At 74.5% G+C, this 25,352-nt stretch carries 19 protein-coding genes; 10 read left to right on the forward strand and 9 right to left on the reverse strand.

The window, feature by feature from the left end:
• Positions 1 to 58 precede the first annotated feature (58 nt).
• From OG823_RS05185 to OG823_RS05200, 4 genes are all read right to left on the reverse strand, one after another.
• Positions 59 to 2,026 (reverse strand): adenylosuccinate synthetase, encoded by a 1,968-nt coding sequence (locus OG823_RS05185; protein WP_371477893.1) that lies wholly within the window; start codon positions 2,024 to 2,026, stop codon positions 59 to 61.
• A gap of 7 nt (positions 2,027 to 2,033) precedes the next feature.
• The gene (locus OG823_RS05190) at positions 2,034 to 3,026 is read right to left on the reverse strand and encodes a hypothetical protein (protein WP_371477895.1); all 993 of its coding nucleotides are present in this window, start codon (positions 3,024 to 3,026) and stop codon (positions 2,034 to 2,036) included.
• Between the two features lie 116 nt (positions 3,027 to 3,142).
• Positions 3,143 to 4,384 carry a molecular chaperone DnaJ gene (locus OG823_RS05195; protein WP_371477896.1) on the reverse strand — a complete coding sequence of 414 codons (1,242 nt, stop codon included), beginning with the start codon at positions 4,382 to 4,384 and terminating at the stop codon, positions 3,143 to 3,145.
• Complete coding sequence (locus tag OG823_RS05200; RefSeq protein WP_371477898.1) at positions 4,381 to 5,448, reverse strand: NUDIX domain-containing protein; 1,068 nt, start codon at positions 5,446 to 5,448, stop codon at positions 4,381 to 4,383. The genes OG823_RS05195 and OG823_RS05200 overlap by 4 nt, the downstream gene beginning before the upstream one ends.
• A 319-nt stretch (positions 5,449 to 5,767) precedes the next feature.
• Between OG823_RS05200 and mmuM the strand changes: the two genes are divergently transcribed.
• The 7 genes from mmuM to OG823_RS05235 all read left to right on the forward strand — a co-directional run bounded on the left by mmuM (position 5,768) and on the right by OG823_RS05235 (position 14,584).
• Positions 5,768 to 6,685, forward strand: coding sequence for a homocysteine S-methyltransferase (mmuM, locus tag OG823_RS05205; protein WP_371484312.1), 918 nt, complete (start codon positions 5,768 to 5,770; stop codon positions 6,683 to 6,685).
• Positions 6,686 to 6,869: 184 nt separating this feature from the next.
• Positions 6,870 to 7,634, forward strand: coding sequence for an IclR family transcriptional regulator (locus OG823_RS05210; protein ID WP_371477899.1), 765 nt, complete (start codon positions 6,870 to 6,872; stop codon positions 7,632 to 7,634).
• A gap of 579 nt (positions 7,635 to 8,213) precedes the next feature.
• Positions 8,214 to 8,933, forward strand: a complete 720-nt coding sequence (locus tag OG823_RS05215; RefSeq protein ID WP_371477900.1) for an MIP/aquaporin family protein — start codon at positions 8,214 to 8,216, stop codon at positions 8,931 to 8,933.
• A gap of 183 nt (positions 8,934 to 9,116) precedes the next feature.
• Positions 9,117 to 10,652: a glycerol kinase GlpK gene (gene glpK / locus OG823_RS05220; protein WP_371477902.1), complete on the forward strand. Its 1,536-nt coding sequence runs from the start codon at positions 9,117 to 9,119 to the stop codon at positions 10,650 to 10,652.
• Between the two features lie 152 nt (positions 10,653 to 10,804).
• Positions 10,805 to 12,400: an FAD-dependent oxidoreductase gene (locus OG823_RS05225; RefSeq protein WP_371477904.1), complete on the forward strand. Its 1,596-nt coding sequence runs from the start codon at positions 10,805 to 10,807 to the stop codon at positions 12,398 to 12,400.
• A gap of 317 nt (positions 12,401 to 12,717) precedes the next feature.
• Positions 12,718 to 13,728 carry a TauD/TfdA family dioxygenase gene (locus OG823_RS05230; protein ID WP_371477906.1) on the forward strand — a complete coding sequence of 337 codons (1,011 nt, stop codon included), beginning with the start codon at positions 12,718 to 12,720 and terminating at the stop codon, positions 13,726 to 13,728.
• Positions 13,729 to 13,804: 76 nt separating this feature from the next.
• A complete protein-coding gene (locus OG823_RS05235; protein WP_371477908.1) occupies positions 13,805 to 14,584 on the forward strand; it encodes a sulfite exporter TauE/SafE family protein in 780 nt (259 codons plus the stop codon).
• Between the two features lie 66 nt (positions 14,585 to 14,650).
• On the opposite strand, the gene OG823_RS05240 is transcribed toward OG823_RS05235, so the two are convergent.
• Both OG823_RS05240 and OG823_RS05245 read right to left on the reverse strand, forming a co-directional pair.
• Positions 14,651 to 16,045 carry a gluconate:H+ symporter gene (locus OG823_RS05240; protein ID WP_371477909.1) on the reverse strand — a complete coding sequence of 465 codons (1,395 nt, stop codon included), beginning with the start codon at positions 16,043 to 16,045 and terminating at the stop codon, positions 14,651 to 14,653.
• Positions 16,042 to 16,581, reverse strand: coding sequence for a gluconokinase (locus tag OG823_RS05245; protein WP_371477910.1), 540 nt, complete (start codon positions 16,579 to 16,581; stop codon positions 16,042 to 16,044). The genes OG823_RS05240 and OG823_RS05245 overlap by 4 nt, the downstream gene beginning before the upstream one ends.
• A gap of 335 nt (positions 16,582 to 16,916) precedes the next feature.
• Between OG823_RS05245 and OG823_RS05250 the strand changes: the two genes are divergently transcribed.
• Both OG823_RS05250 and OG823_RS05255 read left to right on the forward strand, forming a co-directional pair.
• Complete coding sequence (locus OG823_RS05250; RefSeq protein WP_371477911.1) at positions 16,917 to 17,612, forward strand: FadR/GntR family transcriptional regulator; 696 nt, start codon at positions 16,917 to 16,919, stop codon at positions 17,610 to 17,612.
• 207 nt (positions 17,613 to 17,819) lie between these two features.
• On the forward strand, positions 17,820 to 18,158 hold the full coding sequence (locus OG823_RS05255; protein ID WP_371477912.1) for a hypothetical protein: 339 nt from the start codon (positions 17,820 to 17,822) through the stop codon (positions 18,156 to 18,158).
• Here OG823_RS05255 and OG823_RS05260 read toward each other — a convergent pair.
• Complete coding sequence (locus OG823_RS05260; protein WP_371477913.1) at positions 18,134 to 19,225, reverse strand: NADH:flavin oxidoreductase/NADH oxidase; 1,092 nt, start codon at positions 19,223 to 19,225, stop codon at positions 18,134 to 18,136. The two genes, OG823_RS05255 and OG823_RS05260, sit on opposite strands and share 25 nt — an antisense overlap.
• A gap of 127 nt (positions 19,226 to 19,352) precedes the next feature.
• Here OG823_RS05260 and OG823_RS05265 point away from each other — a divergent pair, with 127 nt between their 5' ends.
• Positions 19,353 to 19,757 carry an ArsR/SmtB family transcription factor gene (locus OG823_RS05265; RefSeq protein WP_371484314.1) on the forward strand — a complete coding sequence of 135 codons (405 nt, stop codon included), beginning with the start codon at positions 19,353 to 19,355 and terminating at the stop codon, positions 19,755 to 19,757.
• A 48-nt stretch (positions 19,758 to 19,805) separates the two neighbouring features.
• Here OG823_RS05265 and OG823_RS05270 read toward each other — a convergent pair whose 3' ends face one another.
• Both OG823_RS05270 and OG823_RS05275 read right to left on the reverse strand, forming a co-directional pair.
• Positions 19,806 to 24,380 (reverse strand): hypothetical protein, encoded by a 4,575-nt coding sequence (locus OG823_RS05270; protein ID WP_371477914.1) that lies wholly within the window; start codon positions 24,378 to 24,380, stop codon positions 19,806 to 19,808.
• Positions 24,381 to 24,455: 75 nt separating this feature from the next.
• Positions 24,456 to 25,334, reverse strand: coding sequence for a hypothetical protein (locus tag OG823_RS05275; protein WP_371477916.1), 879 nt, complete (start codon positions 25,332 to 25,334; stop codon positions 24,456 to 24,458).
• Between the last annotated feature and the right edge of the window lie 18 nt (positions 25,335 to 25,352).

The raw sequence follows: 25,352 nt of genomic DNA on the forward strand, positions 1-25,352 counted from the left end.
TCCGGTCGGTGGGGAGCTCGGCGGTCGGGTCCGCCGCGGGCGGTGGAGGTCGGTGCGCTCAGTCGACGACGGGAGCGGCCTGCCCGAGGTGGGCGTACTCGCCGGTGAACCAGGAGTGCGAGACCCGGGTGTGGAAGGGGAAGGCCAGCGCGGTGGCGGAGGTGGCCAGGTACCAGCCGTCGGTCTCGTCGGTGGCCACCGACGGGGGCAGGTCCGCGAGATCGCGGGCCGGGAGGAGGCCGAAGAGGCAGAGGAAGCCACCGGCCGCGTCGGAGTCCGTGGAGACCAGCGTGATGTCGGCCGCGTCGGCCACGATGCCGGTCTCCTCCTGGAGTTCGCGGACGCAGGCCTGCTGCCAGCTCTCGCCGTGGTCGACGTAGCCGCCGGGGAAGGCGAGCAGGCCGTGGCCGGGCTCGATGGTGCGGCGGATGACGACGAGCCGGCGCTCCCCGTCGGGGACGTCGACCGGGAGCAGGGTGACCACCACGGGCAACGGGTTGCGGTAGCTGATCTCGGAGCAGCCCGGGCAGGTGCGCGGCCAGGCCACGGTGCCGGGCGGGTACGCGGTTCCGCACCAGTGGCAGTGCGAGTGGGGACCGTACGTCGCCTCCGCGGTGCTGCCCTGTGCGGCCTCTTCAGTGCTCATGGAGTGGATCGTAGCGGCCTCCGGGGGGAGGGCCCGGAGGAGTTTGTGCTCCGCCGTCGGGCCGTAGGACTCCAGCAGGATCGGCGTGTGCAGCGCCTCGGCGATGGCGTCGGCCCAGGAGTCGGGATCGGGGCCGGGGTCGGTGAGCCGGCCGGGGCGGGCCCGCAGCAGGGAGGCGGTCAGCCGCTCCCGGGCGGCGAGGTCGCCGACGGCGACGGCGGTGATGCGGTGCAGGGGCGTGCCGTCCGACTCGTAGGACTCGGCGAGGCGCAGGGCGGGATGGCGGGCGGGCGCGTCGAGGTGTGTGAGGGCCAGGGCGTCGGCGCCGCCGGCCGCGGTGAGGGCGTACCGGTGGGCGACGGTGTCGAAGTGGCCGAGGCGGAAGTCGCCCTGCCAGCGCCCGGTCGCGTTGTGCGGCTCGGGGACGTCCAGGGCCTTGTCCTCGGTGGGGAGCGGGCCGGGGCCGTGCCGGGTGGTGTAGCTGCGCAGGACACCGAGCCGCAGCGCGGCGCGGGGGGCGCCGGATTCGGCGAGCAGGGTCTCGGCGTTGGCGAAGGTGGTGGTGGACCAGGTGGTGTAGGGGTGGAAGCCGTGCCACTCGTCGAGCAGGACGCCCTGGGCTCCCTCGAAGACGACCGGGCCGGTGCGCAGCAGTCGGCCGAGGTGGGCGTCGTCGGTGAGGCGTACCCGCTCGGCGAAGGCGCGGAAGGCGGTGGCGCAGTCGGCGGGCGGCGGGGCGGGCAGGTTGCCGGGGGTGATGCCGAGTTCCTCGGCGAGGCGCTCGCGCAGCAGGGTGAGCCTGCCGAGCAGGCGGCCCTCGCCGGTGCAGTCGGCGGCGGTGGGCGCGTCCTCGGGGTGGCTGAGGGCGTAGCGGGCGGTCTCGCCGATGCCGAGGCCGCAGGAGCCGTGCCGGGCGTGGCCCCGGCGCTGTTCCCGGATCCGGTTGGCGGCGGCGTGGTAGGGGGTGGTGAGCAGGGCTCGGCGGTCGACGGTGAGCAGGGCGAACGGGTCCGGGACGCCGAGGACGGCCAGGTGGGCGGCTTCGGCGGCGAGGGCCAGCGGGTCGACCAGCATGAAGCGGGAGAGGTGGGTGGGGACGCCTGCCAGCGTGCCGGAGCCGAACTGGGCGAAGGTGTGGTGGCGGCCGTCGCGGGTGACCACGTTGTGGGCGGCCTGGGCGCCGCCGTTGTACCGGACGACGGCGTGCACCGGCCGGATGCTGCCGGGACCACGGGGGCCCCGGCAGAGACGGTCGACGACGGTGCCCTTGCCGGCGTCGCCGAACCCGAGATCGCAGACGATGACGTGGTCGCCGGGTGGTACGGCGTGCGGGGCCGGCGGGGCGGGGTGGATCCGGGTCGTCGCGGAGTACTCGGGCACGGCGCGGTCACAGCCGGGTGGTGCCGGTGGGCGCGGGGCGCGCTCCGTCGAGCAGGGGGGCGCCCGGGATCGCGACCTCCCGGCTGCGACGGGCGAGGCCGTCGAGGGCCCGGCCGACGCTGGCGACGGAGGCGGAGCCGATGTCGGTGAGGTCGTCGAGCCCTTCTTCGAGGTCGATGGCCTCCTCCCCGAGGCCGACGGTGAGGGCGATCGTCTCGCAGACGGCGTCGAGATCGTCGAGTTCGATGACGTTCTGGCCGAGGAGCCCCCGCCAGGTGCCGAGCACGTCGGCGCTGCCCGCGTGGGCGGTACCGGCGGGGAGGATGAAGTAGACGTCGTACGAGCGGCGCAGCTCGGCCAGGACGGTGGTGATCGGGATGTCCTCGGCGAGCTCGTCGCCCAGGACGTCGCGGACCTCGCGGGCCTTCACCTTGCCGTAGGGCTTCTCGTCGCCGATCAGGAAGAGGTAGCCGCGCCTGCCCCGGCGCTCGACGCTGTCGAGCGAGGTGTGGCGCGCCATGGCGTACATCGCGAGTTCGTAGGACTCGGTCATCTGCCCGCCGCCCCCGCCCTCCAGCAGGATGTTGCCGAGGTCGTCGTCCATCCGGTTGTCGGACTCGAACTGGCCGATCTGGAGCGGGACCCGGTCGCAGGTGGCGTCGCCGACCGCGCCGAAGAGGATCTGCGGGTGCTCGGTGTACCCCTTGCGCAGCAGCAGGCCGAACAGCTCGGGGAGCTTGGTCTGCAGGACGCGGGGGACGTTCTGCATGGAGCCGGTGACGTCGAAGAGCACGGCGATGGGGAGCGAGGCGGGGTGTTCGGCGCCGTCGCGGCTCTCGCGGACGGTCAGGCCCCTGGGGTCGAGGGACGGATGGGCCCGCCAGGTGCTGCGGGCACCGCGGGTGGCTCGATCGCTGTAGTCGAAGGCGCCCGCGCCGGTGGCGGCGCGGTAGTGCGCGGCGGCGTCGTAGACGTTGGTGGACCAGCTTCCACTGCCCATGGGGACTCCTCGGATCGGTGCTGCCGGATCGGTGCTGCGAGGTGGGTGCTGCCGGATCGGTGCTGCCGGGTGGGTACGGCCGGATCGGGTGCCGGCGGACCGGCGGTGCAGGTGCGTCAGGACGCCGCGGCAGGGCGGGGTGGCAGTCGAAGGGGACGGAAGGTGCGGGGGCCGAAGAGGCGTTCCAGCAGGTCGTCCAGCTCGGCGAGAAGCTTCCAGGCGTCGTGCGGGCGGCGGGCCTCGGCCGGGAGCGTGCAGCCGGCGACGAAGGCGCGCAGGGCCTTCGGGGCCTGCTCCCCCATCAGGTACTCGACGCAGCGGCTCGCGAGATGGATGTCGGTGGCCTCGGTGACCGGCCGCCGGGCCGGGATCTCGGGCGGGTACCAGGCGCGGTGGCGCTCGACCAGGGCGGGGGCCGGGGTGTACCGGCCGGTGGTGGCGTAGCACCAGTCGACCAGCACCAGGCCGTGCTGGGCCGGGTGGATCAGGACGTGTTCCGGCAGGACCGCGCCGTGCCGGACACCGGCGCGGTGGGCGTGGCCGAGGGCGACCAGCAGACGGCGCCAGATCCAGGCGGCGTCGCGCGGGTCGAGCCCGCCGGGGTGGGCGTCGCGGACGTCGGTGAGCGGGTGGAAGCCGTCGAGCCGGTCGAGGGCGTTGACCAGCCGGGGCTCCTCGCCGGGATCGGCCGCGTCCCGGTGGTGGAAGCTGTCGAGCAGGGTGGGCGTGTACGCGCGGTGGCGGGGGTCGCCATGGGTGGCGAGGCGGGTCAGCGCGGTGGCCTCGCGCTCCATCAGGTCGTTGTCGGCGGATGCTCCGGGGATCTTGATGACGGCGTCGAACGCGGGACCGTCGTGGGTGCGACGGGGCCTGCTGCGGGCGGAGCGGAGCACGGCGATGTCCCCGGTGGCCAGGGTGGGGCCGAGCCGGTGGTGGTGGCGGGCGGTGGTGAGTTCGGGCTCCTCGGCGAGCGGCGCGCCGGCGCTCAGGTGCAGGTGCCACAGCCGGCCGAGGGCGACGAAGGCCTCGTCGGCCGCGGCGCGCTGCGCGGCGGGGGCGCCGTCCGGGTGCAACAACCGGGCCAGCCGGCGGTAGCGGCGGGCCGCGGCCGCCGCCTCGTCGGGGCGTCCGGCGTCACCGGGGCGGATGGGCCCGCCGGGGGCCGTGGGGGCGCCGCGGACGGTACGGGCGCCGGGGTCGGTGGGCGTGGCATCGGCCGTCCGGGTCGGGCGGGCGCCGCCCGGCCGCCCGGCGGGCGGGAAGAGATCGTCGGGGTGACGCGCCGCGGTGACCGCCGCCAGTGCCTCGGCGAAGGTACGGGGCTCGGCGGGCGGCCGGGCGGCGCCCGGGCCGCTCACCGGATCTCGTCCTCGTGTGCGGGGCGGAGCAGCGCGGGGTGCAGCAGCGCCGCATCGCCCGAGCGGTAGTTGCGGGCGCGCGGGCCCCCGCGGCTGCCTCCGCGCTCGGCGGTGGTACCGGTGCTCTCCACGAAGCCGGGCACCGAGAGCACCTTGCGGTGGAAGTTGCCCGGGTGGAGCTTCTCGTCCCAGACGGCCTCGTAGACGGCGCGGAGCTCGGGGATGGTGAAGTCGTGCTGAAGGAAGGCCGTGGCCAGCGGGCTGTACTCGATCTTGGCGCGGGCCCGGTCCAGCCCGTCGGCGAGAATGGTCGCGTGGTCGAAGGCCAGCGGGGTGCGGGCGACCGCCCCCTCCTGATGCCAGGACCCCTGACCGGCGGACGCCCGTGCCCCGGGCTGCGGCTCCACGAAGCCGTGCTCCCCGGGCGCCTGGTCGGGCGAGTCGCGCTCCGGGAAGCAGGAGTCGGCCGCAGGCCGGACCGGGCCGCCCGGCTCGGGTGGTGTGCCGGCGCGCTCGTCGAGTCCACCCCCGTGGGCCTCGGCGGGCGCGCCGGCAGGTTGTCGACCGGCCGCCGGCCGGAGGTCGAGTGAGGTGACGGGGTGCCAGGCAGCCGCTGCGGCGTCCGTCCCGGCCTGCGGATCGGGCAGGTCGGGGGCGAAGGCCAGATAGGCGACGGAGACGACGTGCATCCGGGGATCGCGCTCCGGTGCGCCGTACGTCCCGAGCTGTTCCAGGTGCACGCGGCTGAGCGCGGCCTCGGCGTCGGCGCTGCCCTGCAGGCCCGTCTCCTCGGCCAGTTCACGGGCGGCGGCCTGGTCGAGCCCCTCCTGCCCGGCCCGCAGAAAGCCGCCGGGCAGGGCCCAGTACCCCTGGTACGGCGGGGCGCCCCGCTGGACGAGCAGGACGTGCAGGCCGCCCCGGCGCAGGGTGAGCGCGACGACGTCCACCGTGACGGCGACCGGCGTGTAGGCGCGCGGATCGTAGGACGCGAGCCACTCCCGCTCGGCCGCCCTGTCGTGCGGCTCGTGCGGCCCGTACGGCTCCTGCGGCTGGTGAGCTGCCACGGCCGACTCCTCTCCGCTGCGCGGATGTGTCCGCTCGCCCGGGTCGTTCTCGGACTGAGAACAACCTAGCGCACGCCGCCGACAGCGGGCCACCGCTTTTCCCCGTGCCTCGGCGGCCGGGCCGCCGACCGGGCCCTTCGACCGCCCCGGGTGCCCCCGCCGCACCGTCGCCGTACAGTGCCGGAACCGGCCGCCGCAGTCGCACCCGCCACACCCGGCCGCCGCAGGAGGACCCGTGCCGACCGCTCCCCCGGGGCACCCGCCCGCCGACGGCGCACCCGTCGGCTCACCCGGCCGGCCCGCCGGCTTCGCCGAGGCGCTGTCGGACGGACCACTGGTGCTCGACGGCGGGCTGTCCGACCAGCTCGCCGGGGACGGCTGCGATCTGGCGGACGCGTTGTGGTCGGCCCGGCTGCTCGTGGACGATCCGGAGGCGATCGTGCGGGCGCACCAGGCGTACTTCGCGGCCGGCGCGTCGGTCGCGACCACGGCCGGCTACCAGGCCAGCTTCGAGGGCTTCGCCCGGCGCGGCGTGGACCGGGCCGGGGCCGCGGCCCTGATGGCGTCGAGCGTGCGACTGGCCCGGGAGGCCGCCCGGCGGACGGGGGGCGCCCGCCCGCTCTGGGTGGCCGCCTCGGTCGGCCCCTACGGGGCGGTGCTGGCGGACGGTTCCGAGTACCGGGGGCGGTACGGCCTCACGGTGGCGGAGCTGGAGGCGTTCCACCGACTGCGGATCGAGGTGCTGGCCGCCGCCGGCCCGGACGTGCTGGCCCTGGAGACCGTCCCGGACACCGACGAGGCGCGGGCCATGCTGCGGGCGGTGCGCGGCGTCGGCCTGCCGGTCTGGCTGTCGTACAGCGTCGAGGGCGGGCGCACCCGGGCCGGGCAGCCGCTGGCCGAGGCGTTCGCGCTGGCCGCGGGCTCCGACGAGGTGGTGGCGGTCGGGGTGAACTGCTGCACGCCCGCCGACGCCGACCGCGCGGTGGCCCTGGCGGCCCGGGTGAGCGGCAAGCCGGTGGTCGTGTACCCGAACAGCGGGGAGAGCTGGGACGCGCGCACGGGCGACTGGCGCGGCGGGAGGACCTTCGCGCCCGGGTCGGTGGCCGCCTGGCTGTCCGCCGGCGCGCGGCTGGTCGGCGGCTGCTGCCGGGTCGGACCGCGCACGATCGCCCAGGTGGCGGCGCAGGTCGACCGGGCCACCCGCCGCCCGGGAGCGACCGGGCCGCCGATAGCCTGACACGGCCACGGGCCGGCCCGCGCACGGCCGGCCGGCGACGACGCGGCTCGCGCGCGGGCGGCGCCGCGGACCGCCCGGGCCGGTGGTTTCGGGCGGGAAAGGTGCACACGAGCACGTTCGCCTGGCAGACTCGTGCCCTAGCCATCGGTCGACAATGTCGACCGCCTGTCCGTGGAGGTACCGCATGCCCGGCCCGATCCAGTCGCTCTCCCGGGCCGCCGCGATCCTGCGGCTGCTGGCCGGCGGCGAGCGCCGGCTGGGCCTGTCCGAGGTCGCGACCTCGCTGGACCTCGCCAAGGGCACCGCGCACGGCATCCTGCGCACGCTGCAGCAGGAGGGCTTCGTCGAGCAGGATCCGGAGAGCGGCAAGTACCAACTGGGCGCCGAACTGCTGCGCCTGGGGCAGAGTTACCTCGACGTCCACGAGCTGCGGGCCCGGGCCCTGGTCTGGGCCGACGACCTGGCCCGGGCGGCCGGCGAGACGGTCTACCTCGGCGTGCTGCACCAACGGGGCGTACTGATCGTGCATCACGTGTTCCGGCCCGACGACAGCCGCCAGGTGCTGGAGGTCGGTTCGATGCAGCCGCTGCACAGCACCGCGCTGGGCAAGGTGCTGTTGGCCTACGACCCGGTGGCCCGCGGCGAGCTGGGCGGGAGTCCACTGGAGTCGTACACCTCCCGCACGCTCACCGACCTCGCGGACATCGACGCCGAGGCGGCGCTGACCCGCGAGCGCGGCTGGGCCGCCTCGGTCGAGGAGACCTGGGAGGGTGTGGCCTCGATCGGCGCGCTGATCCAGGACCGGCGGCGCAACCCGGTGGGCGCGGTCTGCACCAGCGGCGCGGTGGAGCGGGTCTGCGAGGCAGGTTTCGTGCGGCCGTCCCTGGTGGCGTCGGTGCGCAGCGCCGCACGGGCCATCTCCCGGGATCTGGGCGCAGGGCGGTTCTGAGCCCCGGGCCGCGTCGGCGCTCCCGCGGCTCGGCCGGCTGAGCCGCCCCGGGGCCGGGCGGATCGCCGAGCCCCGGCCGGGAGCGGAACCGTGCGCTTCCGGGCGCTCCGGCGGGCCCGGGGCACTCCCACCGGCCCGGGCACCGGTGCGCTCCCGCCTGCCCGGGCCTCGTCCACTCCCACCTGCCCGGACGCCCCGCGCGCCACCCTGTGCCACGACGGACCCCGGCGGGCCCCGGCGGCCCCCGCAGGGTCGGCGCATCCTCTTGATGCGGACAGGCAGCGCCTGTCCGCACTCTGGCGTTTTGTCCGGTTTTTAAGCCATTTGAGTGCTAGCTTCGCCGCAGGTTCCCGATCCCCGCGAGTCCTCGGTCACAGGTGTGTCACCCGGCCTTGACGGGAAGCCGAGGTGAGGGGGAAGCTTCCGCATGACGGTCGACATTGTCGAACGGTGGCCGCAGTAAATGGGTCCCCATCGTCGAGGCCGCAGCTCGGGGACGAGAAGCGGCCGCCCGACACGGTGTCCCGCCACCGTGTCCTTCCCCCACCTGCTCCGGGCCATACGGACAAAGGAGTCTTTGTGTCCGCGTTCTCCAACGGCGACATCTTCGTCGGCGAAACCCTCGGCACCGCCGCCCTGATACTTCTCGGCGGCGGCGTCTGCGCCGCCGTCACGCTCAAGAAGTCCAAGGCCGTGAACGCCGGATGGCTGGCGATCACCTTCGGCTGGGGGTTCGCGGTGATGATCGCCGCGTACATGTCCGCCCCGAAGTCCGGTGCCCACCTCAATCCGGCCGTCACCATCGCCATCGCCGTCGACACCGGCGACTGGAGCAAGGTGCCGGTCTACCTCGGCTCCCAGCTGCTCGGCGCGATCATCGGCGCCGTCCTGGTCTGGCTGACCTACCTCGGCCAGTTCCAGGCCAACGAGGAGCCGACCCTGGGCATCTTCTCGACCGGGCCCGAGATCCGGAACCCGATCCAGAACCTGCTCACCGAGATCATCGCCACCACGGTGCTCTGCCTGGCGATCCTGACCCAGGGGCTCACCAAGGGCCTGGGCCTGTCGGGCACCGGCGTGCTGATCGTCGGCCTGACCGTGGTCGGCATCGGCCTCTCGCTCGGCGGCCCGACCGGATACGCCATCAACCCCGTCCGGGACCTGGGACCGCGCATCGTTCACTCGCTGCTGCCGATCCCGAACAAGGGCGGCAGTGACTGGAGCTACGCCTGGATCCCGGTCGCCGGTCCCGTCATCGGCGGTCTGCTGGCCGGCCTGATCTACAACCTCGCGTTCTGATCCGACCCGCCGCTCCACCCACCGCGCTCCGCGCCCCGGTGTTCGCCCGGACGCCGCGCCCGCCTCGCCTCCGGTTCGGCCACCGCCTGGTTTGGCCCGCGCCCTCCCCCGGGGACTGAGACAGCGTCAGGCACACCGGAAGCCCCCGATCCCCATCCCCCTCCTCAGAGCCGAGGCCCAGACATGACCACCGCTCCCGTCTCCACGTCCGGCAACTACATCGCCGCGATCGACCAGGGCACCACCTCCAGCCGGTGCATCATCTTCGGCGCCGACGGCCGCATCGTCGCCGTCGACCAGCAGGAGCACCGGCAGATCTTCCCCCAGCCGGGCTGGGTCGAGCACGACGCCGCCGAGATCTGGACCCGCGTGCGGTCCGTGGTCCGGGGCGCACTGGAGAAGGCCGGCCTGACCAGGGACGACATCCGCGCGATCGGCATCACCAACCAGCGCGAGACCACCGTCCTGTGGGACCGGCACACCGGCGAGCCCGTGCACAACGCGCTGGTCTGGCAGGACACCCGGACCGAGGCGCTCTGCCGCGAGCTGGGCCGCAACGTCGGCCAGGACCGCTTCCGCCGCGAGACCGGCCTCCCGCTGGCCAGCTACTTCGCCGGTCCGAAGATCCGCTGGCTGCTGGACAACGTCGAGGGCCTGCGCGAGCGTGCCGCGGCCGGCGACATCCTGTTCGGCACGATGGACACCTGGGTGATCTGGAACCTCACCGGCGGCGTCGACGGCGGCAAGCACATCACCGATGTGACCAACGCCAGCCGCACCATGCTGATGAACCTCAACACCCTCGCCTGGGACGAGAAGATCGCCGAGTCGATGGGCGTGCCGATGGCCGTCCTGCCGGAGATCCGCTCCTCCGCCGAGGTGTACGGAACCGCGGTCGGCGACCTCGAGGGCGTCCCGGTCGCCTCCGCGCTCGGCGACCAGCAGGCCGCCCTGTTCGGCCAGACCTGCTTCGACGAGGGTGAGGCCAAGAGCACCTACGGCACGGGCACCTTCCTACTGCTGAACACCGGCGAGAAGATCGTCAACTCCTACCACGGCCTGCTGACCACGGTCGGCTACCGGATCGGCGACCAGGCCCCGGTCTACGCCCTGGAGGGCTCGATCGCCGTCACCGGTTCGCTGGTGCAGTGGCTGCGCGACCAGCTCGGCATCATCTCCACCGCGGCCGAGATCGAGACCCTCGCCAACACCGTCGAGGACAACGGCGGCGCCTACTTCGTGCCGGCCTTCTCCGGCCTGTTCGCCCCGTACTGGCGCTCCGACGCCCGCGGTGTGATCGCCGGCCTGACCCGGTACGTCACCAAGGGCCACCTGGCCCGCGCCGTCCTGGAGGCCACGGCCTGGCAGACCCGCGAGGTCGTCGACGCCATGCAGAAGGACTCCGGGGTCGAGCTGACCGCGCTCAAGGTCGACGGTGGCATGACCTCCAACAACCTGCTCATGCAGAACATCGCGGACGTCCTGGACGCGCCGGTCGAGCGCCCCTACGTGGCCGAGACGACCGCACTGGGCGCCGCCTACGCGGCCGGCCTCGCGGTCGGCTTCTGGCCCGACCTCGACACCCTGCGGGCCAACTGGCACCGCGCCGCCGAGTGGACCCCCCGCATGGACGAGGCCACTCGGGAGCGCGAGTACAAGAAGTGGCTGAAGGCCGTCGAGCGCACCATGGGTTGGGTGGAGGAGGACGAGCAGAACTGACCCGCACGCCGGTCGGGGCCGTACGCGGCCCCGACCGGCCGACGCTGTTCACCGGGCCACGACCAGGGCCCGCCCCCGGCCTCCCGCGAGGCCGGACCGCACACCGAGAGGAGAAACGGCGCGCCGCCCGCACCGGACGCCGTAAACACACCATGGCAACCATCCCGACCCTGGGTGCCGAGCGCACCGCCGGCCACACCGCCTCCCGCGCCGAGACCCGCGAGCTCCTGGGCAGGGCGACCTACGACCTGCTGGTGATCGGGGGCGGCATCCTCGGCACCGCCGTGGCGTGGACCGCCTCCCAGGCGGGTCTCAAGGTCGCCATGGTGGACGCGGGCGACTTCGCCGGCGCCACCTCCAGCGCCTCCTCCAAGCTCGTCCACGGCGGGCTGCGCTACCTGCAGACCGGCGCGGTCAAGCTGGTCGCGGAGAACCACAGGGAGCGGCGCGTGCTGGCCACCGACGTGGCCCCGCACCTGGTCAACCCGCTGACCTTCTTCGTCCCCGTCTACAAGGGCGGCCCGCACGGCGCCACCAAGCTCGGCGCCGGCGTCTTCCTGTACTCCGCGCTGTCCGCGTTCCGCGACGGCATGGGGCGGGTCTCCACCGCCGCGCACGCCGCCCAGCAGGTGCCCGCGCTGCGCAGCGAGGGTCTGCGCTCGGTCGCGGTCTACGGCGACCACCAGATGAACGACTCACGGGTCGCCGTGATGACCGTCCGCGCGGCCGTCGACGCCGGCGCCGTGGTGCTCAACCACGCCGAGGTCACCGGCCTGCGATTCACCGGCAGCCGGGTCACCGGCGCCGAGCTCCAGGACCGCCTCGACGGCACCGAGTTCGGCATCAACGCCCGCCTCGTCCTGAACGCCACCGGCCCCTGGGTCGACCACCTGCGCACGATGGAGGACGCCGGTTCGGCGCCCAGCATCCGCCTGTCCAAGGGCGCGCACGTGGTGGTCAAGCGCCGCTCGCCGTGGCGCGCCGCGCTGACCATCCCGATCGACAAGTACCGCGTCTCCTTCGCCATCCCGTGGGAGGACCACGTCCTCCTCGGCACCACGGACGAGGAGTACACCGGCGATCCGCAGGACGTCCGCGCCACCGAGGCGGACATCGACCAGATCATGGGCGAGGCCGGGCACGCGATCCGCGACGAGCACCTCGACCGCGATCTGATCACGTACTCCTTCGCCGGCCTGCGGGTGCTGCCCGGGGGCCCCGGGGACACCTCCGCCGCCAAGCGCGAGACGGTCGTCACCGAGGGCCGGGGCGGCATGCTCTCGGTCGCCGGCGGCAAGTGGACCACCTACCGGCACATCGGCCGCACCGTGCTGGAGAAGCTCGCCCACATCCCCGGCACCACCCTCGGCGAGGACATGTCGCCGATCGCCGCCACCGTCCCGCTGCCGGGAGTCGGCGCACCCAACGCCGTCGCACACCGCCTGCTGATCGACCGCGAGCCCGGCTCCCGGATGGAGCCGCTGGTCGCCAAGCACCTGGCCGGCCACTACGGCACCCTCTCCTTCGACATCGCCCGCATGATCGACGAGAACCCCGAGCTCGGAGCCCCGATCCACCCGGACGGCCCCGACGTCTGGGCCCAGGTCGCGTACGCCGCCGACAACGAGTGGGCGTACACGACGGACGACGTGCTGCGCCGGCGCACCACGATGACGGTGCGCGGGCTGGCCACGCCGGAGATCCAGCAGGAGGTTGAGGCCTTCCTCGCGAAGCGCGGAAAGAAGTAACAGCACAGCCTCGCGAAGCGCGGAAAGAAGTAACAGCACAGCCTCGCGAAGCGTGGAAAGAAGTACCAGCACAGCCTCGCGAAGCGCGGAAGGCGGCGGGAGGCGGTAGCTCGCGGCGGCGGCGGTACCCGTCCGCCGCCGTTCGACCGCCCCCACCTTCCGGCCGCCTGACGCACGCCGACCGCATCCCGCCGTTCGACCGCCTGAACGTCGTGCGGGACACCTCGGCGGGAAGCGGAGATCAAGAAACCTCAGAGAACGCTCAAATTTTCTGGATCTTGATGGTTCGTCACCGATCGCTCCCTACGCTTTCGAACGTGTATTCCACCTTGGGTTCGACCATCCACCTGGCCGACGACGCCCGCGCGTCGGCAGCAGCCGCACTCCGCTCGTTGCCCGACCTGGGGGCAGCCCTGCCGGACTCCGACGCGCAGCCGTACCTGGAGCACGGGGCCAAAGTCCTGCGCAACGTCCTGCCGGTGCGGTGCCTCGACGAGCTGGCCGCCTGGCGCCGCGAACCGACGTCCTGGCTGACCCTGACCAACCTTCCGGCGCAGGCCGCGGAGGTGCCCACCCCGCAGGACGGCTTCTGCGACGAGCGGCTGGTCACCGCACCCAACCTCGTCCACTTCGGCCTGCTGCGGCTGCTCGGGCTCGACCCGGTCGCGTACCGCTGGGAGAACGAGGGCCGGCTGATCCGCAACGTCGCGCCGCGACCGGAGGCCGCCCGGACCAACACCTCCTGGGGATACGCCCAGCCGCTCGACTGGCACACCGACGACTCCGTGCTGGACCACGGGAGGGACGCCCGGTCCGCCGAGGCGATCCCGCACTACCTGTCCTTCTACGGCATGCGCAACACCGAGGGCGTGCCGACCGACCTGCTGCCCGTCGACGCCGTCCTCGCCGATCTGCCGGACCGGGTCGTCGCGGCGCTGCGGCGCTCCGAGTACTCGGTCACGGCGCCCGAGTCCTACCGTGCCGACGAGCACGGCCGGCCGCCGGCGAAGGACGCCGTGCCGATGCTCTGGACGCTGCCGGACGGCAACACCGGGCTGCGCTACGGCCCCGGCCTGATCACCGGCCTCACCCCGCAGGCCCGGTCCGCGCTCGAAGCGTTCGAGGCGGTGACCGGCGCGATGGACGGCCTACCGGTGCTGATCGAGGCCGGCGGCTTCCTCGTCTTCGACAACCGCCGGGTGATGCACCGACGGGTGCCGTTCCGGCCCGCCGCCGCCGGTCACGCGCGCTGGCTGCGCCGTTGCTACGCGCTGGGCCACGCGGCCGTCCCGGTCACCGACGCCGTACCGCTGCGGCCCACGCCGTGACGCCGCTCACCGCGGCCGCGTACCGGACGGCGTCCGCCCCGGCACGGGGCGGCAGCGGCGGGCGGAGGTCGCGGCAATGCCCGACGTCTCCCTGACCACCCTCGCGCTGCTCTGTCTCGCGGCCGCCGCCGCGGGCTGGATCGACGCCGTGGTGGGCGGCGGCGGACTCGTCCAGCTGCCCGCGCTGCTGGTGGGTCTGCCGCACCTGCCGACGGCGTACGTGCTCGCCACCAACAAGGCGGTGGCGGTCGTCGGCACCGGGGCCGCGGCCGTGACGTACACCCGGAGAACCAGGATCGACCTGCGGACGGCGCTGCGGATCGGTGTGGCCGCGGCGCTCGGCTCGCTCGCCGGGGCGTCCTTCGCGGCCGGGATCAACAGCGCCGTGCTGCGCCCGTTGATCATGGTGGTGCTGCTGACCGTGCTGGGGTTCGTGCTGTTCCGGCCCGCCTTCGGTGCCGCTCCCGCGGCCGGGCCGGTGTCCCGTCGGCGCGTGCTCACCGCGATCCTGCTGGCCGGCACGGGCATCGGGTTCTACGACGGGCTGCTCGGCCCCGGCACCGGCACCTTCCTGGTGATCGCGCTCGCCGCGATCCTGCGGCTGGACCTGGTGGCGGCCTCGGCCACCACCAAGGTGGTGAACGTCTGCACCAACCTCGGGGCGCTCGCCATGTTCGCCTACCAGGGGGCGGTGCTGTGGCGGCTGGCCGCCGTGATGGCCGTCTTCAACCTGACCGGCGGCATGATCGGCGCGCGGATGGCACTGAAGCGGGGCAGCGGGTTCGTCCGGGGCGTCCTGGTGGTCGTGGTGGTGAGCCTGGTGGTCAAGCTCGCCGACGACCAGTGGTTCGCCTGACCGCGGGCGGCGCGAGGCCCGGGGCTCCCGTCGGAGCGCCCGGGCCTCGTGCGTGGCCGGAGCCGGTCAGATGATCAGGCTGAGCGGCATGATCAGCGCGATGGCGACCACCGAGATCACCGTCTCCATCACCGACCAGGACTTGAGCGTCTGGCCGACGCTCATCCCGAAGTACTCCTTCACCAGCCAGAAGCCGGCGTCGTTCACGTGCGAGAAGAACAGCGAGCCGGAGCCGATCGCCAGCACCAGCAGCGCCGCGTGGGTGCTCGACATGTCGGCGGCCAGCGGGGCCACGATGCCGGCCGCGGTGATGGTGGCGACCGTCGCGGAGCCGGTGGCCAGCCGGATCAGGACGGCGATCAGCCAGCCCAGCAGCAGCGCCGAGATGTGCCACTTGCTGGACCACTCGCTGACCGCGTTGCCGACGCCGACGTCGATCAGGGTCTGCTTGAAACCGCCGCCGGCGCCCACGATGAAGACGATGCCGGCGATCGGGCCGAGCGACTTCTCCATGGTGGTGGAGATCCGGGCCTTGCTGAACCCGGCCGCCCGGCCGAGGGTCAGCATACCGAGCAGGACGGCGGCGAGCAGAGCGATCAGCGGCGAGCCGATGAAGTCGAAGGCGCGCTGGAGACCGGCCTTCGGGTCGTCGACGACCACGTCGACCAGGGCCTTGCCGAGCATCAGGACGACCGGCAGCAGGATGGTCGCGAGCACCGCGCCGAAGCTCGGGGTGTGCTCGCGCTGCTCGGTCTCCGCGGGGGCCGTCGCCTCGGGGACGGCCAGCGGGCCGACCCAGCGCTCCGCGACCCGGGCGAACAGCGGTCCGGCGATGATCAGGGTCGGAACCGCGATCAGCAGGCCCAGCGCCAGGGTGATGCCGAGGTCCGCGTGCAGGGCGTCGACGGCCACCAGCGGGCCGGGGTGCGGCGGGATCAGACCGTGCAGCACCGACAGGCCCGCCAGCGCCGGGATTCCCACCCGCATCAGGGGCAGGTTGCCGCGCCGGGCGACCAGCAGCACGATCGGGATCAGCAGGACGACGCCGACCTCGAAGAAGAGCGGCAGGCCGAGCAGCGCCGCGATCAGCGCCATCGCCCACGGCAGGGCCCTGCGGCCGGTGCGGGCGAGAACGGTGTCGGCGATGATGTTGGCCCCGCCGGAGTCGGCCAGCAGCTTGCCGAGCATCGCGCCGAGGCCGATCAGCAGTCCGACGCTCGCGACGGTCGCGCCGAACCCGGTGGAGAAGCTGGTCAGCAGCTTGTCGAACGGCGCCCTGGCGACGATCGCGAGCAGTGCCGAGCCGAGTGTGAGGGCGAGGAAGGGGTGCAGCTTCAGTCTGGTGATCAGCAGCACGATGGCGCCGATGCTGAGCAGCACCGCCACCAGCAGCTGGGTATTGCTGCCGGTGTGCGGGAGGGCCGGTGGGGCGGCCGCGAGGAGAGTGGGGGACAGGCTCACGCGAGGTCTCCATTGACGGGCCGCAGGAGTTCCACGGCCATCTCGACGAGTTGTTCGGGGGACGGGCCGACGTCCAGGGCTGCACCGCGTTCGTCGGCCTGGAGGGGCTCCAGGGCGGCGTACTGGGAACCGAGCAGGGACGTCGGCATGAAGTGGCCGGTGCGCTGGGCGAGGCGGTCCTCGACCAGCTCGTGACCACCGCTGAGGTGCAGGAAGAACGCGCCCGGGCAGGCGGCGCGCAGGGTGTCGCGGTAGTGCCGCTTCAGCGCCGAACAGGTCACCACTCCCCCGGTACCGGCCCCGGCGCGTTCGCCGAGCCAGCCGCCGAGGGCCCGGAGCCAGGGGGCCCGGTCCTCGTCGTCCAGGGGGATCCCGGCCGACATCTTGGCGATGTTGGCCGGCGGGTGGAAGTCGTCCGCCTCCGCGTACGGGAGGGCCAGACGCTCGGCCAGCAGTCGGGCGACGGTGGTCTTGCCGACGCCCGAAACGCCCATCACCACGACGGTGGGCGGCTGGTTCTCGACGCTGAGAGCCATGGTGGTGCTCCTTCTCTGCCAGGCCGTTCGTATGCCGGTGAGCAGGTACCAGGCCTGCGGTCGCTGGCAACTATCTCCCCAAAGATATGACCTATTCAAGGTCCGGATACCAAATCGTCATACTTTTATGCCTTCGGGACCGCCGCCTCGCGGCGGTTCGCGCGGCGGCAGGCCGACCACGGCGGCGTCCCCGGAGCGGAAGCGGCAAGGAGCACGGCAGCGCCGAGGAGAACGCGAGCACGGCGCCGACGCAAACCCGGGGCCGGCGCCGGACGCGGGCCCGGAGCGGGCGGGCCGGACGGGGCCACCCGGGCATCGCCCTCTAGGCTGGGCGGATGGACATCCAGGGGCTGCCCGGCCGACTCCTCTCCGAGCTCGGACCGGCCATCGCGTCCGGCGAGATCCCCGAAGGGGCGGTGCTGCGGGGCGAGGAGCTGGAGGGCCGGTTCGGGGTCTCCCGGACGGTGGTGCGCGAGGCGGTCCGGATCCTGGAGTCGATGCGGCTGGTCGAGTCGCGCCGCCGGGTCGGCATCACCGTGCAGCCGAGGTCGAGCTGGGACGTGTTCGACCCCCTGGTGATCCGCTGGCGGCTGGCCGGCGCCGACCGGCCCGCACAGCTGCGGTCGCTGGGGTCGCTGCGGGTGGCGGTCGAGCCGGCCGCGGCGGCGCTCGCCGCCACCCAGGCCACCGCGGACCAGTGCCGCGAGCTGAGCGCACTGGCCGTCGAACTGACCGTCACCGCGCGGGCCGCCGACCTGGAGACGTTCCTCCGGCACGACATCGCCTTCCACGCCACGGTGCTGAAGGCGTCCGGGAACGAGATGTTCGCGCACCTGGGCGACACCGTCGGCGCGGTGCTGACCGGACGGACGGAGTATCACCTGATGCCCCACCAGCCCGAGTCGTACGCGATCCGGCTGCACCGCGAGGTGGCGGAGGCGATCTGCGCCGGCGACGCCGCGCACGCGGAACGGGCGATGCGGACGATCGTGGTCGGGGCGCTGGAGGAGCTCGACAAGCAGCTGACCTGAACCACGACGGGCAGCGGCACGACGACGCCGAGCGGACCGGCATCGGGCGGACCGGCGCCGGGCGCGCGGACAACCCCTCTCATCGCGGTCAGATCACCTCAATGCACGGCAGATCAGCGATATCCGGCGCATGCATGCCGCCCGGCGGGGCAGTGTGGTGCGTAGGGGCGCACGGGGCGCCCCACGTACGCCGTCCGGGGGTACCCGATGTCCGCCGCCCGTCGCCGCCTGCCCGACGAGGTGCGCTCCGCCGCAGTACGCGCCGTGCTCTGCCTCGCGTTCACCCTGGTCTGCCTGACGGTCGCGGTGTTCGCGTCCTACGCCGGGACCGGGCTGCTGACCCCGGCACTGATGGCCATGGGCCTCGGGGTGTTCGGCACGATGTGGTGCCTGTTGGAGATCATGATCTCCCGTCAGGTGGCCGCCCAGCGGGCGCGCGGTCCGCACTCGGCGTCACCGATGGCGGGGAGCCGCACGGCCCGCCGGGACGTCCGCGCGGACCGCCCCGGCCCCGCCTCCCGTCAGCCGCGACTGCCCACGACGTAGCCGTACTGCACCGGCCACCGGCGGTCGCCGCCCAGCTCACGCGCGGCCTGCTGCGGCCAGTACGGGTTGCGCAGCAGCTCGCGGCCCAGCAGGACGACGTCCGCCTGCCCGTCCGCGATGATCTTCTCCGCCTGGACGGGCTCGGTGATGAGGCCGACGGCGCTGGTCGCGAGACCCGACTCGGCACGGATCCTGGCGGCGAACGGCACCTGGTAGCCCGGGCCGACCGGAATCGCCGCCTCCTTGACGTTGCCGCCGGTCGAGACGTCGAGCAGGTCGACGCCGGCCTTCTTCAACTCCCTGGCCAGCAGGACGGTCTCGTCCGCCGTCCAGCTCTCCCGGTCGTCCAGCCAGTCGGTGGCCGAGACCCGGAACAGCAGCGGCAGGTCCTCGGGCCACACCGCGCGCACCGCGCGGGTCACCTCCAGGGCGAAGCGGGTACGGCCCTCGAAGGAGCCGCCGTACCCGTCGGTGCGGTGGTTGGAGACCGGCGAGAGGAACGAGTGGGTCAGGTAGCCGTGCGCGCCGTGGATCTCGACGGCCTTGAAACCGGCGGCCAGCGCCCGCTCGGCCGAGGCCGCGAAGGACCGGACGATCTCCTGGATCTCCTCGACCGTGAGCTCCGAGGGGCTCGGGTTCGAGCCGAACGGGACGGTGGAGGGACCGACCGCCTGCCAGCCGATATCCCCCGCAGGGACGGGCGCGCCACCCTGCCAGGGGCGGTCCGTGGACGCCTTGCGCCCGGCGTGGCCGAGTTGGATCACGGGAACCGCGCCGAGCGCCGAGATCTGCGCCGCGACGCGGGCGAGGCTCTCCTGCTGGCGGTCGTTCCACAGGCCGAGGTCGTACGGCGAGATCCGGCCCTCGGGGCGGACTGCCGTGGACTCCACGATCACCAGGCCCGCGCCGCCGGCCGCCCGGGTGGCGTAGTGGGCCAGGTGGAAGTCCGTGGCCACACCCGTCTCGGGACCGACCGGCTGCGCCGAGTACATGCACATCGGCGGCATCCACACCCGGTTGGGCACGGTCAGCGAGCGGAGGGTGATCGGCTCGAACAGGGCACTCACGGCGACTCCTTCGACATCGCGGCCGGCACGGGGACGCCGGACACCTTTGTACGATAGCCGCCGTACTACGAGAGATGTCAAACTACGATGGTTCTCGTACGATGACGCAGTGACCGAGGGAGCCGACATGCCGACCGACGAGCGGGGCGCCGTGCTGCCGGGCCGGAGGCCGACCGCGGCACCCTCGGGACCGGTGCCGGACGGACCGGGCCCGGCCACCCTGCCGGAGCCCGCCCTGGCGGACATCCGGCTGGAGGCCGTGCTGCACGCGCTGGCCGACCCGGTGCGGCTGCGGATCGCCCGGGCACTCGCGGACGGGCACCAGGAGATGTCCTGCATCGCGTTCGACCTTCCGGTGACCAAGTCGACCACCACGCACCACTTCCGGGTGCTGCGCGAGGCAGGGGTGATCCGGCAGTGTCGGCGCGGCACCGCGCGGATGAGTTCGCTGCGCCGGGACGATCTGGCGCAGCTCTTCCCCGGCCTGCTGGACAGCGTGCTGACGGGGGCCCGGCGCCAGGCGAGGGACTGACCGGCGCGGCACCGGCGCGCGCCCCCGGCGAGGCCCGCCGAGGCCCGGTCAGGCCGTCGGCGCCTCCGCCGGGCGCTTGAACATCCGGGTGGCGGTGATCTCGCCGTGGACGGCCGGGCCGTCCGGGTCCTGCGGGGCCGGCAGACCGGGGCGCAGATGCTCCTCCACCGAGATGTACTTCAGGCCGGCCCGCAGGTCGGCGTCGTTGCGGAGCCTGATGACCAGCGGGAACTCGGCCAGCGCGGTGGTGTCGAAGAGCCCCGTGGTGTAGATCAGCTGGACGCCGAGCGCGTCGGCGACGGCACGCTGCAGCTCCAGCAGGTACGTCGCGTTCGCCCGGCCGATCGGGTTGTCGAGGAAGAGCGTGCCCGCGTGCCGCAGCTGGGACTGCCCCCGGTCGTTGGCGCGCAGCGCGGCCATCGTGCAGTAGAGGGCGATGGCCGCGGTGAGCAGTTGGCCGCCGGAGAACACGTCCGACATCTGGCCGACGCTGACCCGCTCGGCGCGCAGCACGGCGTCCGGCTTGAGGATCTCGACGCCGACGCCCCTGGGGCCGATCGCGGCGGCGACGCCGCGCAGCAGCAGGGACATGCCGTCCCGGCGCAGGTCGCTGTTCTTGCGGACGGCGGCGCTGGTGGCCTCGTCGATGACCTCGCCGAGCCGCTCCACCAGGACGCTCTGGTCCGGGTCCTCGAACCGGATCCGCAGGAACTCCTGGCCGGACCACTCCCCGAGGCCCTCGGGCAGGCGGGAGAGCCGCTGGGCGGCGCGCAGGGTGGCGAGCGCGCTCTCGACCAGGCCGCGCAGGCGGTCGACGATGCTGCCGCGATTGCGTTCCAGCTGCTCGAGCTCGTCGGTGAGCACCCGTAGGCGCGGCGCGAAGGCGACGGCCCAGGCGGCTGCGTGGTCGGGCAGCGCGGCGGCGGGCAGTTCACGGATCTGCTGACGGGCGGGGGTGCGGACGGCCTCGTAGCGGGCCGCGTTGGCGTGCCGGATCAGGGCGTCGGAGGCGTCGCGGACGGCGAGTTCGGCGGCGGAGAGCTCGGTGGCCGAGGCGCGCAGCGTCCGGCGGGTGTCGGCGGCGGCCGCGCGGGCCTCGGTGAGGCTGCCGAGGTAGGGGTCGGCGCTCTGCTCGGGCTCCTCGGGGTGTTCGCGCAGACCGTCGCGGAGCTGGCCGGCGGCCTCCTCGAAGTCGGCGGCGGCGCTCTGCGAGGCCTGGTGGGTGCGCTGGAGGTCGGCGTGCCCGGTGCGGGCGTTCTCCAGCAGCTCGCGGCGTTCGGCGAGGCGGCTGGTGGCGGTGCGCAGCAGGACCTGGGCGTGCTCGGGGTCGGTGGGGACGAGGTCCTCGGGCAGCTCGGTGTGGGCGTCACCGGTGGCGGGGGCGGAGCGTTCGGCCTCGCCGCGCAGCCGGCCGAGCTGCTCGCTGGCGGTGGCGGAGCGCGCCTCGATGGTGGCGACGAGCTCCTCGGCCCGGGTGGCGGCGGCCTGCCGGGCGGGGCCGTCGGCGCCGTCGGGGCTGGCGAGCAGTTCCTCGGCGCGGGTGCGGACCTTGTTGGTGAGCCGGTCGAGCTCGGTGGCGGCGGCGGCCTCGTCACCCTCGGCCCGGGCCTGCTCGGCGCGCAGGTCGGCGCCGACGCCGACCTTCTCGTACAACTGGGAGGCGGCGCGGTAGGCCTCGCGCAGGGCGGGCAGCGAGGCCGGGGGCTCGTCCGCCCGGTCGGTCTCGGAGGTGGTGGAGAGCTCGGCGCGTTCGGCGCGCAGGGTCCGGACGGTGCGGCGGGCGTCGTCGGCGGCGCGCTGGGCGGCGCGGCGGTCCTCGTCGCAGGTGCGGGCGCGCTCGGCCCGGACGGCCTGCCGGCGGTCGCACTCGACGGCGTCCTCGGCGAGTTCGCGCAGGCCGCGCGTCCAACCGGCCCGTTCGCGCAGCCGGAAGGCCAGGCCGGACAGCGCGTCGGCGCGGCGGCGGGTGCGCTGGGCGGCCTCGCGGTGCTCCTCGTGGGTGGTGGCGGCGGCGGCGTGGTCGGCCTCGGCCTCGGCGTGGTCGACGCGCAACGTGGCGAGTTCGGCGCTCGCGGCCTCGGCGGCGAGGGCGGCGGCCTCGGCGGCGGCGGTGAGTTCGGCCAGGGTGCCGGGCGGGCACTGGGTGTGCCAGGAGGCGAGCCGGGCGGCCAGCGCGCGGTCGCCGCCGAGGCGGGCTGCGAGTTCGCGGATGTGCTCCTCCCGGGCGGTGGCGCGGGTGCGCAGCTCCCGGCGTTCGTCGTCGGCGGCGCTCTCGTCGTGCATGGCCGGGTTCGGCGGTACGAGGAAGAAGGCCGGCTCACCGGTGATCGGCGCGATCAGGGCGGCGGCCGTGCCGACGGCGACGGTGGAGCGGGGCAGCAGGGCGGCGGCGGTGAGGGCCTCGCGGGCGCGGTCCAGCGCGTCGGGGTCGGTGACGACGACGCCGTCCACGAGTTCGGGGCGGGCGGCGAGGATCGCGTCGTGGTCGCCCGGGTCGACGGACTGGGCCAGGTAGCGCCAGCCGGGCAGCGCCGGAACGCCGTGCTCGGCGAGGTACTCGACGGTGGCCAGGACGTCCGGGCCGGGCGGCAGAAGGCCGCCGTCGCCGAGGGCGGCGAGGATCCGGGAGTCGTCGGCGGCGGCGGTGCGCAGGTCGAACAGGGTGCGCTCGGCGGTGGCGACGGACCGGTCGAGCAGCTCGCGCAGGCCCTCGGCGGAGCGGTCCAGGACGGCGGGGGTGAGGAAGCCGTCGGCCTCGTCGGCGGCCTCCTCGAAGGGGGCGAGCGAGAGCAGCTCGGCGAGGCGCGGTTCGGCGGCGAGCAGGGCGGCGGTTCGGCGCTCGGTGGCGAGCGCGGCGGCGGCGGCCCTGCGGGCGTCGCCGGCCCGGGAGGCGGCGAGGTCGGCGCGGGCCTCGGCGGCGGCGCTCTCGCGCAGCCGGGCCGCGGCGAGGTCGGCGGCGGCGCGGGCCTTCTCCAGCGCGGCGGTGGCGGCCTTCTCGGCGTCGGCGGCGTTCAGCGCGGCGCGGGCCGGATCCGCCTCGCCGTCGGCCATGGTGTCGGTGTCCGCGTCGATCCAGCCGGAGGCGACGGCGGCCTGGGTCTCCTGCTCGACCTCGGCGAGGCGCTGGCGCAGGTGGTCGGCCTCGCTGCGGGCCTTCTGGGCGGCGGTGGCGGCGTCGGTGGCGTCGCGCTGGGCCTGGGCGCCGTCCTCCTGGAGCTCGCCGGCGCGCAGCTCCTCCTGGTCGGCCCGCTCCTCGGCGGCGGCGGCGGCGCTCTCCAGCGCGCGGGCCAGCGCTCCGGCGGCGCGGGCGCGGGCGGCGAGCGCGGGCGCGGCGTCGAGTTCGGCCTCGCGGATGGCGGCGGCGACCCTGGCGGCACGGTCCGCGGCGGCGCGCCGGCGCAGCACGGCCTCGGCGGCCTGCCAGGCGGAGTGCAGGGTGCGGGCCTCGGTGAGTTCGCGGCGAAGGGCGGCGGCCTCGGTGGTGGCGGCGGCCAGCCCCAGGGTGGCGTGGCGGTGGGTCAGCTCGGCGGTGATCAGGGAGTGCCGGGTGCGGTCGCTCTCGGCGGCGGTCACCGCGCTCGCGGCGGCGGCGACCTCGATCGCGAGGTCGTGTGCCCGGTCGCGTTCGGCGGCGGCCCGGGAGGCCAGGGCGTGGGCGAGGCGGTGGGTACGGCGCTCGGCGGCGCGATGGGTCTCGCGGACGGACTCGCGCACGGCGGTGGCGTCCACGATGCGCTGGAGCAGGTCGAGCGAGCCGCCCGTGAAGTCGCGTTCGGCGGTGAGTTCGGAGCGGCGGCCGAGCTTGGCGGCGAAGCCGTGGACCAGGTCGGCGAGACCGTCGGTGTCGCGGGTGTCGGTGACGGCGCGCAGCAGCAGGTCGGTGAAGTCGGAGTCGTGCTTGACCGCGAACAGGCCGGCGGCCTCGCCCTCGTCGGCGTTCATCTCGCGCTGGTAGCGGAAGAGCTCGGGGTCGAGGCCGAGCTCTCCGAGGTGCTCGGTCCAGCGGTCGTGGCCGTCCTCGAAGGTGAGGTCGAGGTGGGGATGGGCCTTCCCGGCCTCGGTCAGGGCGTCGCGGAAGCCCTTCATGGTGCGCCGGCGGCCGCGGGCGCGCTGGTCGCCGGCCAGGCTGACGCGTTCGGCGACGGGCAGCGAGTCGAGGGTCAGGCCGGGGCCGGGGCGGAAGGAGTACCAGGTCTCGGCGAACTTGCGCGGGTCGGAGGAGACCTGCCGGCCGCGCCACTCGCTGACCTTGCCGACCACGACCGGCTCGCCGGTGACGGTGTGCTGCCATTCCAGCGCGACGTGCCCGCAGTCGTCGGCGAGGAGGAACTTGCGCAGCACGCCGGAGCTGGCGCCGCCGAGGGTGTTGCGGTGGCCGGGGAGCATCACCGAGAAGATGAGCTTGAGCAGGACGGACTTGCCGCCGCCGTTCTCCAGGAAGAGCACGCCGGCCGGCGCGGGCCGGCGGGCCGGGCCCTCCGGCTCCTCGCCGAACAGGCCGGGCTGCTGGGGCGCGGGGTCGGCGACCGGCTCACCGACGCCGCGCAGGTCCAGGACCGTGTCGGCGTAGCGGGCGCCGGCCGGTCCGATGGAGTACAGGCGGACCCGGTTGAGCTCGTACATGTGCGGCGGTTCTCCAGTGCGGGAGGTGCGGGCGGAGCGGGAGGGGCGCGGGCGGGCCCGGTGGGCGGGGGCCCGTCAGAGCGAGTGGAACGGCAGGCCGGCGTCGGCCACCAGTTCCTCGCTGTGGTCGGCGGGCAGCAGGGTGGCGCTGCCGTCGCTGATCGGGACGACGCCGAGGTCGAGCAGTTCGGCCATCGCGGCGCCGGCCGCCAGATCCCGGACCTGGAGCTGGTAGCGGGCGGTGGTGCGGTAGGTGCCGCCGGCGTCGTCGGCGGTCTTCTGCAGGAAGCCGGAGTCGACCAGGAACAGCACCGCCTTGCCGGTGATGCCGATGGTGGAGCCGGAGAGCCGGCGGGCGTCCTTGGTGGCGCCGGTGGCGGTACGCCGGGCCCAGACCCGCCAGGCGGCCTCCAGGCCGGGGGCGTCGCTCTGCGGGTCCGTGTTGGCGCCCTGGGCGTCGGCCTGCTCCTCCAGCCGGCGGCAGGCCTGGCGGACGAAGGCGTCGACGCCGTTGACGGTGATCCGGCCGAGGTAGCCGTCGTCGGCGAGGTCGTCGGGGCGGGGGAAGGCCATCGCGGCGACGGCGAGGTGGGCCAGGCCGTGCAGGAAGCGGTCGGTGGACTCGGAGGCGGCGCGGCGCGAGTAGTCGCCCATCCGGACGGCGAAGACGGAGTCCTCGGCGGCGGCGAGGGCCATGCCGGCCCGGGGGGAGACCTCCAGCACCACCAGGCCCATGCCGGTGGCGACGGCGTCGGCGAGCCGGGCGAACGCCGGGTCCTCCCGGTGCCGGCGGACCAGCTCGGCGTACTCGGCGTCGCGCGCCGGGAGCAGTTTGGCCTGCAGGCCGAAGGAGACCAGCCGGGCGGCGTCGGCGACGTCGGCCGGGGTGAGCGCGGCCGGGGTGGCGGGCTCGGTCTCGGGGGCGGCCCAGGACGCGTCGTGGGGGGTCGTCATGGGCGGTGCTCCTCGGGG

The sequence above is a fragment of the Kitasatospora sp. NBC_00315 genome, from assembly GCF_041435095.1.
Taxonomy (GTDB): Bacteria; Actinomycetota; Actinomycetes; order Streptomycetales; family Streptomycetaceae; genus Kitasatospora.

Excerpts from the sequence above, each read along its gene's own strand:
- OG823_RS05190 (WP_371477895.1), bottom strand. The coding sequence starts at position 3,026 with ATGGGCAGTGGAAGCTGGTCCACCAACGTCTACGACGCCGCCGCGCAC.
- OG823_RS05210 (WP_371477899.1), top strand. The coding sequence starts at position 6,870 with ATGCCCGGCCCGATCCAGTCGCTCTCCCGGGCCGCCGCGATCCTGCGG.
- glpK (WP_371477902.1), top strand. The coding sequence starts at position 9,117 with ATGACCACCGCTCCCGTCTCCACGTCCGGCAACTACATCGCCGCGATC.
- OG823_RS05225 (WP_371477904.1), top strand. The coding sequence starts at position 10,805 with ATGGCAACCATCCCGACCCTGGGTGCCGAGCGCACCGCCGGCCACACC.
- OG823_RS05235 (WP_371477908.1), top strand. The coding sequence starts at position 13,805 with ATGCCCGACGTCTCCCTGACCACCCTCGCGCTGCTCTGTCTCGCGGCC.
- OG823_RS05245 (WP_371477910.1), bottom strand. The coding sequence starts at position 16,581 with ATGGCTCTCAGCGTCGAGAACCAGCCGCCCACCGTCGTGGTGATGGGC.
- OG823_RS05250 (WP_371477911.1), top strand. The coding sequence starts at position 16,917 with ATGGACATCCAGGGGCTGCCCGGCCGACTCCTCTCCGAGCTCGGACCG.
- OG823_RS05255 (WP_371477912.1), top strand. The coding sequence starts at position 17,820 with ATGTCCGCCGCCCGTCGCCGCCTGCCCGACGAGGTGCGCTCCGCCGCA.
- OG823_RS05265 (WP_371484314.1), top strand. The coding sequence starts at position 19,353 with ATGCCGACCGACGAGCGGGGCGCCGTGCTGCCGGGCCGGAGGCCGACC.
- OG823_RS05270 (WP_371477914.1), bottom strand. The coding sequence starts at position 24,380 with ATGTACGAGCTCAACCGGGTCCGCCTGTACTCCATCGGACCGGCCGGC.
- OG823_RS05275 (WP_371477916.1), bottom strand. The coding sequence starts at position 25,334 with ATGACGACCCCCCACGACGCGTCCTGGGCCGCCCCCGAGACCGAGCCC.